Below are 14,188 nucleotides of genomic sequence, written 5' to 3'. Positions count from 1 at the left end.
TGCGGCATGGACCTGCCGTTCGTCGTCGCCACGCTGACCCGTCGCGGGCTGCTGACCCCCGGCAGCCCGATCCGGGTCGCCGCGCAGCTCAACGCCCTGCGTACGTGGGGATGGAGCCTGGCCGGCGAGTTGCGTCAGGCCGCTGCCCGGGACCCCGGCCGAACTGCGGTGATCGACGAGGACGGCGTCGAACTGACCTACCACGACCTGCTCGACCGGGCGCAGCGGATGGCCCGGTCGATGCGGGCCGGGCTCGGCGTGCAGACGGGTGACCGGATCGGCGTGCTCTGCCGCAACCACCACGGTCTGATCGAGACGATCGTCGCCGCCACCCTGCTCGGCGTCGACGCGGTGCTGGTCAACACCGGGCTCTCCGCGGCCCAGCTGGGCACCGTCGCCGAGGAGCAGCGGCTGCGCCTGCTGGTGCACGACGACGAGTTCGCCGAGCGGATCCTCGGTCTCCCCGCCGAACTTGCCCGGCTCGACGAACGCGCCCGCGAGGAGTTGGTCGCCGGAGCACTGCCGGGTGACCTGCACCCGCCGGAGCGCGACGGCCGGATCATCGTGCTCACCTCCGGTACCACCGGTACGCCCAAGGGCGCTCGCCGGCCCACACCGAGCGGCTTCGGCCCGCTGGTGTCCATCATCGACCGCATTCCCCTGCACGCCCGGGACCGGGTGATGATCGCCGCGCCGATCTTCCACACCTGGGGGTTCGCCGCTCTCCAGGTGTGCCTGGCACTGCGCGCCACCATCGTGCTGCACCGACGCTTCGATCCCGCCGCCACACTCGCCGCCCTGACGGCGCACCGGTGCGACGCGCTGTTCGCCGTACCCGTGATGGTGCAGCGGCTGATGGAGGTGCCCCCGCCGGACCCGCGTCCCCCGCTCACTGTCGTCGCGGTCAGCGGTTCGGCCCTGCCGGGCGGGCTCGCACCGAGGTTCATGGACGTCTACGGCGACGTCCTGTACAACCTCTACGGCTCCACCGAGGTCTCCTGGGCGTCCATCGCCGACCCGCAGGACCTGCGCCAGGCACCCACCACGGCCGGCCGGCCACCGCACGGCACCCGGCTGGAGATGCTCGACGACGACGGCCAGCCGGTGCCGAACGGACGGGTCGGGCGGATCTTCGTCGGCAACGAGATGCTCTTCGAGGGCTACACCTCCGGTGCCAGCCGGGAAACCCACGACGGCCTGCTCGACACCGGCGACCTCGGCCGGCTCAACGCCGACGGCCTGCTCTTCGTCGACGGTCGGGCCGACGACATGATCGTCTCCGGTGGGGAGAACGTCTTCCCCTCCGAGGTGGAGGACCTGCTCGCCCAACTGCCCCAGGTTCGCGAAGTGGCCGTGATCGGAGTGCCCGACCCGGAGTACGGCCAGCGCCTGTCCGCGTTTCTCGCCCTGCACCCCGGCGAAACGCTCGACCCCGAAGCGGTACGCGAGTACGTCCGGCACTTCCTGGCCCGGTTCAGCGTGCCCCGGGATGTGATCTTCGTGAAGTACCTGCCCCGCAACGCCACCGGCAAGGTGCTCACCCGGGAACTACGCCGCTACTACGGCTGAGGTGCCCCGCCGGGGACGGTGATCCGGCCCTCGATCGCGGTGGCGGCGATGTCGGTGCGGTGCTGCGAACCAACCAGGTCCACCCCGTCCACCAGCGCGTACGCGGCATCCCGGGCGGCGGCCAGGTCGGCGCCGGTGGCCGTACCGCAGAGGACCCGACCGCCGGCGGAGAGCAACGCGCCGTCGTCGGCCCGGCGGGCGGTGCCGGCGTGGATGATGCCCGGCCGGTCCGCGCCGGTGATGACATCGCCGGTACGTGGTGTGGCCGGGTAGCCCTCGGAGGCGAGCACCACTGTGACCGCGCTGCCGTCACGCCACCGCAGCGGCGGGTGCGCGGCCAGCGTGCCGGTGGCAGCCGCGTGCAGCAGCCCGCCCAGCGGCGTCTCCAGCAGCGCCAGCACCACCTGGGTCTCCGGGTCGCCGAAGCGCGCGTTGAACTCGATCACCCGCGGGCCGGCGGCGGTGATCGCGAGCCCGACGTAGAGCAGACCGGCGAACGGGGTGCCCCGGCGACGCATCTCCGCGAGCGTCGGGTGGACCACGTCCCGCATGACCTCGTCGACCAGGCCGGCCGGCGCCCAGGGCAGCGGTGCGTACGCGCCCATGCCGCCGGTGTTCGGCCCGGTGTCGCCGTCGCCGAGCCGCTTGAAGTCCTGTGCCGGCACCAGCGGCAGCGCCGCCTCGCCGTCGGTGACCACGAAGAGGCTGACCTCCGGGCCGTCGAGGAACTCCTCGACCACGACCCGTCCACACTCACGGGCGTGCGCCAGCGCGGCCGACCGGTCGTCGGTCACCACCACGCCCTTGCCGGCGGCCAGCCCGTCGTCCTTCACCACGTACGGGGCGCCGAACTCGTCCAGCGCCCGCGCGGTGCTCTCGTCGTCCGTGCAGACGTACGCCCGGGCGGTCGGTACGCCGGCGGCGGTCATCACGTCCTTGGCGAACGCCTTGGAGCCCTCGAGCTGGGCGGCCGCACCGGACGGGCCGAACACGGGGATGCCCTTGGCGCGGACCGCGTCGGCCACCCCGGCGACCAGCGGCGCCTCCGGCCCGATCACCACCAGGTCAGCCGCGGTCTCCACGGCCAACGCCGCCACCGCCGCCGGATCTGTCGCAGTGACCGCCCGCAGCTCAGCCACGCTGGCGATCCCCGGATTGCCCGGCGCGGCAATCAGCGCAGAGACGCCCGAATCCGCCACCAGCCCGAGCGCGAGCGCATGCTCCCGCCCGCCACCACCCACCAAGAGAACCCGCACCCCCGAGATCCTACTGTCCCCCCTCACCCTGCCGTTGATCATGAAGTTATTGCCCTCCACCGCGGCGTGTCATGGCAGTAACTTCATGATCAGCCGTGGCGGTCACCGGCGCCGGGCGACCGTGATCGCTTGGCGGACCGTCCAGGGGATGTAATCGGGGCGGAGGGTGTCCTGCCAGGTGAAGCGGAGGACGGTCCAGCCGGCGTTGACCAGGCGATTCTGGCGGCGACGGTCGGCGTAGGCGGCCTCCGGGGCACCGTGTGGGCCGCGTCCGTCGGCCTCGGCGATGACCTGGGGACCACGCCAGCCGAGATCGCCGATCCCCAACAGGTAGCCGTCCTCATCGCGGATCTCAAGTTGCAGTGCGTCGGGTGGCACTTTCCCGTCCACGCAGCGCAGTCGGGTCCGCGTCTCAAGCGGGGACTGTGAACGGCCATCGGCCTCGCTGAGATAGCCGCGTGCCGCGACCGCACCGCGCCGTCCGCGAATGAGCCGCTGAACGGAAAGCAGGTCATCGGTCGTCACGAGCCGACGATTCAGCGCCGAATCCAGCACGCTCACCGCCGAAAAACGATCGACCCGCAGGCTCACGTCAGCAAGGGTTCGCAGCGGGTCGGTAGCGGTGACTCCGTTCACCCGGACAAGCTGCTCGGGCTTGATGACCAACTGATGGACCACCACCTCCGGGTGGCCGAGCCGGGATGGCCTGGCGATCGGGCCCGGCACCGACAGGTCAATCACGTCAGTTGCGCGCAGACCGGCCAGCCCGTGCAGTTCGGCAGCCGTTGCGAGCACAGCGGCTGCCGCTGGCCCGAAGGAGGCCACCGCAGCCCTGATCCGCGCCGCTCGTGGGATTCCGTCGTACAGGTCAGCGTCCACCAGATAGGTGCCACGCGCCACGGCCCGCCAGCGTCCAGCCCGACAGAGCCGCTGCACCTCATGCGTGGTCAGGCCGGCCGCGCGCGCCTGCCCGAGAGTCACGATTCCGTCCCGCACGGCAGCAACCCGCCGCACCACATCCAACGCGTCCACCCGGCCACCCTGGCCCAACCCGCAACCTGAAGCAGTCCCCTGTGGACAACCACTTCGCCCCTGTGGATAACCAGGCGATCAGTGCGCGTCGATCATGAAGTTATTGCCAGTCGTGTCGGCGTGTCGTGGCAATAACTTCATGATCAACGCGGAGGGGAGGTGGGGGGTGGGGGTGGGGGTGGGGGTGGGGGTGGGGGTGGGGGGTGGGGGGTTAGGGGAGGAGGGGGTTCAGGATGACGTTTTCGTCTCGGCCTGGGCCTACGCCTACGACGCTCACCTTGGCGTTGCAGAGTTCTTCGATCCGCGCGATGTAGCGGCGGGCGTTCTCGGGCAGGTCCTCGGCCGTGCGGGCCTTGGTGATGTCCTCCCACCAGCCGTCGAGTTCCTCGTAGACCGGCTTGGCGTGGTGGAAGTCCGTCTGGCTCATCGGCATGTCGTCGACCCGCACGCCGTTGATCTCGTAGCCGACGCAGATCGGCACCTTGGGCATGCCGGTGAGCACGTCCAGCTTGGTGATGACCAGATCGGTGACGCCGTTGAGGCGGCAGGCGTACCGGGCGACGACCGCGTCGAACCACCCGCACCGGCGCTCCCGTCCGGTGGTCGTGCCGTACTCGGCACCGATCTTGCGCAGGTGGTCACCGTTGGCGTCGAACAGTTCGGTCGGGAACGGCCCCGCACCGACCCGGGTCGTGTACGCCTTGCTCACCGCGATCACCTTGCTGATCGCGGTCGGCGGGATGCCGGCGCCCACGCACGCGCCACCGGCGGTGGGGTTGGACGACGTCACGAAGGGGTACGTGCCGTGGTCCATGTCGAGCATGGTGGCCTGCGCGCCCTCCAGCAGCACCGTCTCGTCCCGGTCCAGGGCGTCCCAGAGCATCGCCCGGGTCTCCGCGATGTACGGCTTGAGCCGCTCCGCGTACTCCAGGTACTCCTGCACGGTCGCCTCGAGGTCGATCGCCTTGCGGTTGTAGACCTTGAACAGGATCTGGTTCTTCTCGCGCAGGGCGAGTTCCAGCTTCTTGCGCAGGATGCCCGGGTCGAGCAGGTCCTGCAGCCGGATGCCGATCCGGGCGACCTTGTCACCGTACGCGGGGCCGATGCCCCGGCCGGTGGTGCCGATCCGGGACGAGCCGAGGTAGCGCTCGATCACCCGGTCCAACGCCCGGTGGTGCGGCATGATCAGGTGCGCGTCGCCGGAGATCCGCAACCGGGACACGTCGACGCCGCGTTCGGCCAGGCCGTCGATCTCGGCGAGCAGCACCTTCGGATCGACCACCACACCGTTGCCGATGACGATCATCGCGTTCGGTGATAGCGCTCCGGAGGGCATCAGGTGCAGTGCGTACTTCTGGCCGTCCGGGGTGATCACCGTGTGGCCGGCGTTGTTGCCGCCGGAGTAGCGCACGACGTAGTCGACCCGCTCACCCAGCAGGTCGGTAACCTTGCCCTTGCCCTCGTCGCCCCACTGAGCGCCAAGGAGCACGATCGCTGGCATCTTTTCCGCCTCCAGAAGGCTCGGGTGCCAGGTGGCGACCGGTTGGCGAGCCCGGGGTGTCAGGTTAACAAGTAGTGACGGCGCGGCCGGCAGGGGTCGCGTCGAGAGGCAGGAGGCTCCTTCCGTGTACGACGTGGTGCTGCTCACCCTCGGTTCGGAGCGCGATGCTCCCGGGGGCTGTGGCAGCGGAGGGGCCTGCTGCGGCGGTGCGGCCGAGGCCGACACCGCTCCGACCCGCCAGACCGACACCGGCCCGAACAGCGAGGTCGACACCGGTCAGGCGGTCGGTGACACCGAGCGCTGCGCCACCGAGCGCCCACGGGTGCCGGTGCTGGCCTGCGCCGACGCGCTGAACACGCGCGGCGCCCGGGTGGAGATGGTCACCGCCCGCTCCGATGCGGAGATCGACGCGGTGCTGGCCCGGCTCGACGGTCCGCCCCGCCCGGACGGGCTGACCTGGCCGGATCCGGACGGCAAGACCCGGCTGGTCGTCGCGACGGCCAGCGACGGGCAGCTGCGCGCCGTGCTGCGTCGGCTGGTGCGGCGGTACGCCCCGGCGCCGAGCCGGCGTCCGGCTGATCTGCCCGGTGACCGGACCCTGCCCGACCTGCCGCCGGTGGCCGTACTCCCGCTCGATCCGGCCCGTGGTGGCACCCAGCGGGACCTGGCCGCGCAGCTCGGGCTGCCCCGTGACCCGGCGGCGGTGGCCGCTGCGGTGCTGGACGGCACGCCGCGCCGACTGGATCTGCTGCGCAACGACGCCGGCTCGGTGACGCTGGACGGCGCGTTGCTCGGCGCAGCCGACGACGCCGGCCGGCCGCTGCAGTGGCGTGCCCGGGTGGAGGTGGACGACACGATCCTCAGCGACGGTGACGAACCGCTGCTGGCCTGCGCGGTGGGCAACGCCGGCGGGTACGCGACGCTCGATGATGTGACGCTGCTGACCGCGCCGGACCCGGCCGACGGCCTGGTCGAGGTCGCGGTCGCCGTGCCGGTGGTCGTCCGCTCGGCGTTGGGTCGCAAGCGGGTACGCCTCGAAGTCCGGCGGGCCCGTGGCCGGGCGGTTTCGGTGCTGCCACGGGAGGGGAAGGTGCCGTACCTCGACGATGGTGTCGAGGGCGAGCTGACCCGGAAGCGTTCCTGGTGGGTCGAGCCGGGCGCCTGGGCAGTCTGGTCGTCGAGCTGACCTCGGCCGGGTAGAGCGGCCGACCTCGGCTGCGCCGACCGCCCTCCGTGGGTGGTTGCGCCTATCCTCGCAGGAGGACTGGGGAGGGCCGTAATGGACGAGAACGCCGACCGGGCACAGGTGCACGGCCAGCAGCCGGTGCCGGAGCGGGACATCGAACCACTCTGGCCACCGGATCCGACCGACCAGGGCGCGGGGAAGGTCGTACCACCGTGGGCGGCGGTCGCCGAGCAGCGCACCGCGCCGCCGCCGGTCGCGTCCGGACCGGTGACACCACCGGTGGCCGCGCCGCCGATCAACCGGCCTCCGGTCCCCGGCCAGCCCGGGGCAGCACCCCTGCCACCCCCGTCCCCGTCCGACTACCCGTCGCTCAGCGGTGCCGTTCCACCGCCCGGGGCGTGGGGCCCAGGCGCAGGGTCGGGATGGGCGCCTGCGCAGGCGAGCTGGCCGCCACCGGCCGATCCGCCCGCCGCGTCGACGCCAACCGGGCCGCCGGGGACCGATGGCACGCCGCAGGCGGGCGACCCTCCCGCGAACGACGTCGTCCCGGGCGGCGTCGACCTGGACCTGCCCTTCACCCTGGACCGCCCCACCGCGGCTGGCACATCCACTGACCGCGCTGCGGGGGCTGACACGCCAGCCGGCCCTGCGGGGGCTGACACGCCCGCCGGCCGCGGCAGCGCCACCGGTCGCGCGCCGGCAGACTCCCCGCCGACCGCGCCGGCGCCCTCGGCTGACGGCAGTGGAGACGACGCGTCCGCCGTGGCGGCGGCGGGACGGCCGGCCAACGAGTCGCCGTGGGCGTACCCGCCGCAACGCCCAGCGGGGGCACCGTCCCACGACGAACCCGCCGCCACGACGCCCCCGATCCCCGCTCCGCCGGGGCCGCATCCCGGGGTCACGCACGCCGGCCCCGATCCGGCCGGGCCGTCGGTCGGCCCGGCGATCCCTGGTCAGGTCAGCCCGGCGTCGATCCCGCCCCCGCCCGACCTGACCCGGTTCGGCAACCCGCCGCAGCAGGCTCCTCAGCCGGCCGCGCCGCCCGGGCCGTACCCGCCCTCCCCTGGTTGGTACCCGCCGCCGTGGCAACAGGGCACGCCCGGCGCCCCGCCTGGTCAGCCCTACCAGGAGGCCGAGGGAGTGACCCGGGTGCCGGCCACCGGCTACCCGGACACCACCGGTTACCCGGACGCGAGCTGGACTCCGGAGTCCACACCGGTGCCGACCGCCGAGGACTTCAGCCGACGCCGGCAGGTGCGGCCCGCCGACCCGGTCGCGACCATGGGTGTACGCGCGGTGGTCAACAAGATGGGCCTGCTCCGGCTCTCCCCGGGCCGGCACGAGCAGGAACTCAAGCGGGACATCGAGATGGTGCGCCGCAACTTCGGCGGGCTGCGGCAGGTGACCGTGGTCAATCCGAAGGGCGGTGCCGGTAAGACGGTGGCCATCCTGCTGCTCGCGATGACGTTCGGCCAGAAGCGCGGTGGCTACGTGCTGGCGTGGGACAACAACGAGACCCAGGGCACCCTGGGGATGCGCGCCCAGCAGGACTTCCACTCCCGCACGGTCCGGGACATGCTGCGTGACCTCGGGCAGTTCCAGGGCGCGCACGGGCGGGTCGGCGACCTGTCGCAGTACGTGCGCTCACAGGGCGAGGGGATGTTCGACGTCCTGGCCTCGGACGAGTCGGCCACGGGTGGCGAGATGTTGACCGCTGCCGCGTTCGCCGAGATCCGCGAGGTGGTCAGTCGGTTCTACAAGTTGATCTTCGTGGACACCGGGAACAACGTCCGGGCACAGAACTGGCAGGCCTCGATGGACGCCACCGACCAACTGGTGGTCACCATGTCGGCCCGTAACGACTCGGCGGAGACCGCCGCCCGGATGCTCGACCACCTGGAGCAGAGCGGCCGGCAACGGCTGGTCCGGCAGGCCGTGACGGTGGTGTCGATGCCGCCGTCCCGCAAGGAGATCGACCTACCGGCCATCCAGGAGCACTTCGCGGCCCGTACCCGGGCGGTGCTGCTGGCCCCCTACGAACGACTCATCGACACGGGCGAGCCGATCCGTTACGGCGGGCTCTCCTCCGCCACCCGGGACGCCTGGCTGAAGATCGCCGCGGCGGTCGCCGAGGGGCTGTAGGCCACCGACGGCCGGCCCGGGTGTCGGGCCGGCCGTCGGATCGGGTCAGTTGCTGGCCAGCGCGTCCGCTGCTTCCGGGTCGCAGTCGCGCAGGAACTGGGCGCAGCGGGCCGCCTCGTCGGCCTCGCCGATCTCGTCCGCGGCCCGGGACAACACGTAGAGGCAGCGGAGGAAGCCCCGGTTGGGCTCGTGCGACCACGGCACCGGGCCGTGCCCCTTCCAACCGCTGCGACGCAGCTGGTCGAGGCCGCGGTGGTAGCCGGTGCGCGCGTAGGCGTACGCCGTGACCACCTGGTCCTGCGCGAACGCCCGGGCCGCGAGCTCCGCCCAGGCCGCGCTGAAGGTCGGGAAGCCGGCCGCCACGGCGGCGAACGCCTCGTCGGTGCCGGCCTCGTCGGCGGCAGCCAGGGCGGCGTCGGCCTCGTCGTTCGCGGGCAGGCGGGTAGCCGGTGGCTCTGGCAAAAGGTTCTGCATCGCCCCATTCAACCCGCTGGACAGGGCGACACGCGAGCGGGTCGGCCGACACGTTCCGCTGAACGGCTGAGGAGTTGGTCACGCCTGCGGCCTATGCCGCCGTCAGGTGTTTTCCACTACAACTAATGGTCCGGAGCCTCCCCAGGAACCGGTAACGCAGGAGCCCGGTGGCCACGGTCACCGGGCTCCTGTCGTTCCGTCCGGGCCCGAGGTTTGACCGGCCCCGGCAAAGGGGCAGGATGGCCCGGTGCCGACCCCACCTCCCGCCGACGTCATCGAGCCGCACCTGCACGCCGGCGAGATCCAGACCCCGGACGAGCTGCACCGGCAGCTGGCCACCGGCCGACTGACCGGACTGACCGTGCAGGGCCTGCGGCTCGACCTCGCGCCGGTGCCCGACCTGACCGGGATCGACGTCGCCGGCACCCTCTTCGTGGGCTGCCGCTTCGCGTCCCGGGACGTCGGCGCCGACCTGGTCCGGCGCGGCGCGAACGTGGTGCCTCCGTTCTCCGGGTTGCCGTACCCGACCCAGCCGACGCACCTCTACACCCCGGAGGACCTGGCCGCCGGGTTCGCCGAGGGCGGGTTCGCCGGGATGTACGACACCCGGGTGTACGACCACTACCGAGCGCACGGCGGCGCGCTGCCGGACGTCAAGGAGGCGCTGGGTCAGCGGCTGCACGATCACGGTGTGGACAACGCGCTGGCCGACGCGACCCGCGCGTGGCTGGCCGGACACGGTCCCCAGTCGGTGGTGGGCATCATGGGTGGCCACGCGGTACGGCGCGGCAGTCCCGCGTACCGGATGGCGGCAGTGCTGGGTTGGCAGCTGGCACGGGCCGACCGCCTGGTGGTGACCGGCGGCGGTCCCGGTGTGATGGAGGCGGCGAACCTCGGCGCGTACCTGGCGGACCGGCCGGCGACCGACGTGACGGCGGCGATCGACCTGTTGGCCACCGCGCCCGACTTCACCGACCACCACCGCTACACGGCGACGGCGCTGACGGTCCGGCAGCGGTACGCGGGCGTGCCCCGGCAGCGGGGTGACGACCTGGGTTGGGCGCGAGCGGGTGGGCTGGCCATCCCGACCTGGCTGTACGGGCACGAACCGGCGAACCTGTTCGCCGGGCGGATCGCCAAGTACTTCTCGAACGCGATCCGGGAGGACACCATCCTGCGACTCGCCCGGGGAGGCATCGTCTTCGCTCCGGGGCGGGCGGGCACCGTGCAGGAGGTGTTCCAGGCGGCCACCAAGACCTACTACGGCACCGACGGTGTCAGCGGCGCGTACATCTTCCTGGACCGCACCTACTGGACCTTTGAGTTGCCGGTGGAGTCGTTGCTGCGTCCGCTGCTGGCCGCGTCCCCGTTCGGCGACCTCTCGGCGTCGATCCACCTCACCGACGACGTCCACGAGGCCGTCCGCCTGTTGACCGCTTGAAAGGAAGGGCCCCTTATTAACAGACGGGTGCTAATAGGGGGCCCTTCCTTTCAACCAACTACTTGGTCATCGTGGTGCCGGTGGAGCGCAGGTGCTCGCACGCCTCGACGACCCGGGCGGCCAGCCCAGCCTCGGCGGCCTTGCCCCAGGCGCGCGGGTCGTACTGCTTCTTGTTGCCGACCTCGCCGTCGATCTTCAGCACGCCGTCGTAGTTGCGGAGCATGTGGTCCGCGACGGGCCGGGTGAAGGCGTACTGGGTGTCGGTGTCGATGTTCATCTTCACCACGCCGTAGTCCAGCGCCTCGCGGATCTCGCTCAGCAGGGAGCCCGAACCGCCGTGGAAGACCAGGCTGAGCGGCTTGTCCTTGCCGTACTTCGCGCCGACCGCCTCCTGGATCTGGTTGAGGATCTCGGGGCGGAGCTTCACGTTGCCCGGCTTGTAGACGCCGTGCACGTTGCCGAAGGTCAGGGCTGCCATGTAGCGGCCCTTCTCGCCGAGGCCGAGCGCCTCGACCATGGCCAGGCCGTCCTCGGTGGTGGTGTAGAGCTTGTCGTTGATGGCGTTCTCGACGCCGTCCTCCTCGCCACCGACGACGCCGACCTCGATCTCCAGGACGATCTTGGCCTTGGCGGCCTCGTCGAGGAGTTGGGCGGCGATCTGGAGGTTCTCCGCTACCGGCACGGCCGAGCCGTCCCACATGTGCGACTGGTACAGCGGCTCCTCGCCGCGCTTCACCCGCTCCTGCGAGATGCCCATCAGCGGACGGACGAACTTGTCCAGCTTGTCCTTCGGGCAGTGGTCGGTGTGCAGCGCGATGTTGACCGAGTACTTCTTGGCCACCTCGTGGGCGTAGGCGGCGAACGCCACAGCGCCGGTGACCATGTCCTTGATCGACGGGCCGGAGAGGTATTCGGCACCGCCGGTGGAGACCTGGATGATGCCGTCGCTCTCCGCGTCGGCGAAGCCCTTGAGCGCCGCGTTCAGCGTCTGCGAGGAGGTCACGTTGATCGCGGGGTACGCGTACCGGCCGGCCTTGGCGCGGTCCAGCATCTCCGCGTAGGCCTCGGGGGAAGCGATGGGCATGTGATGCGCTCCTTACTTACCACTCTCGGCCGTGCTGGCCGCTGTTGTTCACGTGTGCGCCGGACCGCGCTGTCCTCCGCCCGGCAGTATCCCGCAGGTGGCGTGCGCCGGAACAACCGACCCGGGTGTCAGCCCCTCACCGGCGGTCCAGGTTGTCCGGCACGATGACGCTGATCAGCCAGGTGACCACCGTCATCACGATGGCTCCCCAGAACGCCGCCCAGAAACCGTCCACCTGGAACGGCAGGTCGAGCCCGCGGGCGATCCGGTCGGTGAGCAGGAACAGCAGGGCATTCACCACCAGCGCGAACAGGCCCAGGGTCAGCAGGTAGAACACGCAGCCGACGACCTTGATCACCGGCTTGAGCACCGCGTTGATCACGCCGAAGATCAGCGCCACCACGATCAGGGTGAGGACGGTGTTGCCACCCGAGCGGCCGTGCACGTCCACACCGGGCACGATCAGGGTGGTTATCCACAACGCGACCGCGGTGATCGCCAGTCGGATGAGGAAGCCCACCGCACCATCCTGGCATCGGGTCGGGTCGTCCAGGGCTGATTCCGCCTACTCGCTTCCGGGCGCGGCGCCGTCCCAACCCGTACGGTGGGTGGGAACCGTGCCCCGAGACCCCGGGAGGGACGATGGGTCAGCCCGACGAGGACTTCACGCCCGGCGACCACCTCGCCCCGGACGAGCGTGACCCGGAGGCCGAGCCGGCCGACGCGGTCGAGCAGGCCACCGCCGCCGGCCCCGATGACGTCGACGGTGAACCGCACCGCGGCCTGGAGGTCGACGACTGGGACGCGATGGAGCAGGCCCGGGTGGTCACCGGCGACGAGGACGACTACCGCTGACCCCGTCGCAGGGTCGGTTCGTTCCGTGAACTCCTCGTACGTCAACGGAAGCGGGTGACCTGGTCCGGGTGTTGGTCCACCCACTGCGCCAACCGGTCCTCGCCCAGCGCGGTGAGCAGGGCCCGGCCCTGCTCCGGGTCCAGCGGCAGCCGCGAGGCGTCGTCCACCGGAGACCCCACCGGAAGGGCGAGCCCCACCGGGTCGACGCTCTTCAACCTGGGCAGCACCGACACCAGCCTGGTCAGCGGTAGGCCGTCGTCGTCGACGGTCAGACTCTTGCCTGCCGCCGACAGCAGCGCGGCGAGCCGGACCGGGTTGCTCAGCACGTCCTGAGCGGCCGCCCTTCGGATCAGCCCGGCGACGTAGCGCTGGGCGTTACGGTCCCGGTCGGTCGCGCCGTCGGGCAGGTACCGCCGTTGCCGCAGCAGGTCGACTGAGGCAGCTCCGTCGAGTTCCTGACAACCGGCCGGGAAGATCCGCCGGGTGTGCCAGGACCGGACCTCGTTCGGCAGGCAGACCTCCACCCCGTCGACGGCGTCGGTGATCCGGCGTAGCCCCGCGAAGGTCAGCACCGCCCCGGCGTCGACGCGTACCCCGGTCAGGTCGGCGACCACCCGGCGGGTCAGGTCGTAGCCGGCGTCCAGGTCGGGTCGGGGCTCGCCGGCGCCGGTGAAGAACGCACTGTTGAGCTTGTCGGTCCCCCGGCCGGGGATCGACACCTCCAGGTCGCGGGGCAACGAGATGAGGTACGGCCGGCTCCGGTCGGCGGGGATGTGCACCAGCAGGATGGAGTCCGCCAACCGGTACGGCGGTTCCTCGCCGAAGCCGTCCACCCCGAGCAGCAGGACGTTCAGCGCCCCGGCCGGCGGGGCAGCCGGCCGCTCAGGCAACAACGGGCCCTGCACCGCCCGATCAGGTCGCAGTTGCGGAATCCCGACGCCGAGGGCGGCGAGCAGGGCGACCGTCACGCCGGCGGCCTGGAACCGCTGCCGACGGCGGCGGCGGGTGGCGGCGAGCCGGTCGATCGCGGCCCGCAGTGGGCCGGTCGACGGGGTCAACTGCTCGTGCCGGGCGAAGGCGGCACGCAGGTCGTCCTCGATCATGTTCACGCCTCCACGTACTCGGCCCGGAGCGTGGCCAGGGCCCGGGAGATGGACGAACGTACGGTCCCGACGGCACAGCCGAGGATGTCGGCGATCTCGGCGTCGGGTAGGTCTTCGTAGTAGCGCAGCACCAGGGCGGCGCGTTGGCGACGCGGCAGCCGGGACAGCCAGGACCAGATCTGGTCCCGATCCACGGCGGACTGGGCGTGATCGGTGGGCGCCGGCGCCGACGCGTCGGGCTCCCCGCGCAACAGCACCCGGCGAACCCAGGAACCACGCCGCCAGTCGATGTACTGGTTGGTGAGCATCCGGCGTACGTATCGCTCGGGCGAGTCCGCTCGGGCGACCCGTCGCCAGTTGAGTTGGACCCGGACCATGGTCTCCTGGACCAGATCCTGGGCCTGGTGCGGATCGCCGGTGAGCATCACCGCGTACCGCAGTAGCGGGGCCAGCCGCGTGTCCGCGAACTCCTCGTACCTCACTGCACCTCCCGGAGGGCTCCTGCCTCAGATGACGGGAGCGGACCGACCGAACATTGCGGTGCC

13 protein-coding genes are annotated in these 14,188 nt (G+C 71.6%); 5 read left to right on the top strand and 8 right to left on the bottom strand.

Annotation, left to right across the window (positions count from 1 at the left end):
* The first annotated feature begins 6 nt into the window (after nucleotides 1-6).
* On the top strand, nucleotides 7-1,569 hold the full coding sequence (locus tag O7614_RS02250) for an AMP-binding protein (protein WP_278142116.1): 1,563 nt from the start codon (nucleotides 7-9) through the stop codon (nucleotides 1,567-1,569).
* Here the strand turns inward: O7614_RS02250 and purD are convergent.
* The 3 genes from purD to O7614_RS02235 form a co-directional block, all read right to left on the bottom strand.
* The gene (purD, locus tag O7614_RS02245; protein WP_278136838.1) at nucleotides 1,560-2,825 is read right to left on the bottom strand and encodes a phosphoribosylamine--glycine ligase; all 1,266 of its coding nucleotides are present in this window, start codon (nucleotides 2,823-2,825) and stop codon (nucleotides 1,560-1,562) included. The genes O7614_RS02250 and purD overlap by 10 nt on opposite strands.
* A 102-nt stretch (nucleotides 2,826-2,927) precedes the next feature.
* The gene (locus O7614_RS02240; protein ID WP_278136837.1) at nucleotides 2,928-3,857 is read right to left on the bottom strand and encodes a type IV toxin-antitoxin system AbiEi family antitoxin domain-containing protein; all 930 of its coding nucleotides are present in this window, start codon (nucleotides 3,855-3,857) and stop codon (nucleotides 2,928-2,930) included.
* 211 nt (nucleotides 3,858-4,068) lie between these two features.
* Nucleotides 4,069-5,358, bottom strand: a complete 1,290-nt coding sequence (locus O7614_RS02235; protein WP_278136836.1) for an adenylosuccinate synthase — start codon at nucleotides 5,356-5,358, stop codon at nucleotides 4,069-4,071.
* A 124-nt stretch (nucleotides 5,359-5,482) separates the two neighbouring features.
* On the opposite strand from O7614_RS02235, the gene O7614_RS02230 reads away from it, so the two are divergent.
* A complete protein-coding gene (locus tag O7614_RS02230; RefSeq protein ID WP_278136835.1) occupies nucleotides 5,483-6,544 on the top strand; it encodes a hypothetical protein in 1,062 nt (353 codons plus the stop codon).
* Between the two features lie 93 nt (nucleotides 6,545-6,637).
* Entirely contained in the window at nucleotides 6,638-8,686 is a 2,049-nt protein-coding gene (locus O7614_RS02225; protein WP_278136834.1) for a chromosome partitioning protein, read from the top strand.
* A gap of 45 nt (nucleotides 8,687-8,731) precedes the next feature.
* Here the strand turns inward: O7614_RS02225 and O7614_RS02220 are convergent, their stop codons facing one another.
* Nucleotides 8,732-9,160, bottom strand: a complete 429-nt coding sequence (locus tag O7614_RS02220) for a DUF3151 domain-containing protein (RefSeq protein ID WP_278136833.1) — start codon at nucleotides 9,158-9,160, stop codon at nucleotides 8,732-8,734.
* A 247-nt stretch (nucleotides 9,161-9,407) separates the two neighbouring features.
* Here O7614_RS02220 and O7614_RS02215 point away from each other — a divergent pair, with 247 nt between their 5' ends.
* On the top strand, nucleotides 9,408-10,601 hold the full coding sequence (locus tag O7614_RS02215) for a hypothetical protein (RefSeq protein ID WP_278136832.1): 1,194 nt from the start codon (nucleotides 9,408-9,410) through the stop codon (nucleotides 10,599-10,601).
* A 58-nt stretch (nucleotides 10,602-10,659) separates the two neighbouring features.
* Here the strand turns inward: O7614_RS02215 and fbaA are convergent, their stop codons facing one another.
* Nucleotides 10,660-11,685: a class II fructose-bisphosphate aldolase gene (gene fbaA, locus O7614_RS02210; protein WP_124771129.1), complete on the bottom strand. Its 1,026-nt coding sequence runs from the start codon at nucleotides 11,683-11,685 to the stop codon at nucleotides 10,660-10,662.
* Between the two features lie 136 nt (nucleotides 11,686-11,821).
* Complete coding sequence (locus tag O7614_RS02205) at nucleotides 11,822-12,205, bottom strand: phage holin family protein (protein WP_269681659.1); 384 nt, start codon at nucleotides 12,203-12,205, stop codon at nucleotides 11,822-11,824.
* A gap of 122 nt (nucleotides 12,206-12,327) precedes the next feature.
* On the opposite strand from O7614_RS02205, the gene O7614_RS02200 reads away from it, so the two are divergent.
* Entirely contained in the window at nucleotides 12,328-12,540 is a 213-nt protein-coding gene (locus O7614_RS02200) for a hypothetical protein (protein ID WP_278136831.1), read from the top strand.
* A gap of 41 nt (nucleotides 12,541-12,581) precedes the next feature.
* Here the strand turns inward: O7614_RS02200 and O7614_RS02195 are convergent, their stop codons facing one another.
* Both O7614_RS02195 and O7614_RS02190 read right to left on the bottom strand, forming a co-directional pair.
* Entirely contained in the window at nucleotides 12,582-13,643 is a 1,062-nt protein-coding gene (locus O7614_RS02195; protein WP_278142115.1) for an LCP family protein, read from the bottom strand.
* Nucleotides 13,644-13,645: 2 nt separating this feature from the next.
* Nucleotides 13,646-14,125, bottom strand: coding sequence for a SigE family RNA polymerase sigma factor (locus O7614_RS02190; protein WP_278136830.1), 480 nt, complete (start codon nucleotides 14,123-14,125; stop codon nucleotides 13,646-13,648).
* Nucleotides 14,126-14,188: the final 63 nt, after the last annotated feature.

Source organism: Micromonospora sp. WMMD961 (genome assembly GCF_029626145.1).
Taxonomy (GTDB): Bacteria; Actinomycetota; Actinomycetes; order Mycobacteriales; family Micromonosporaceae; genus Micromonospora.
This window is presented reverse-complemented; position numbering and strand designations above follow the sequence as displayed.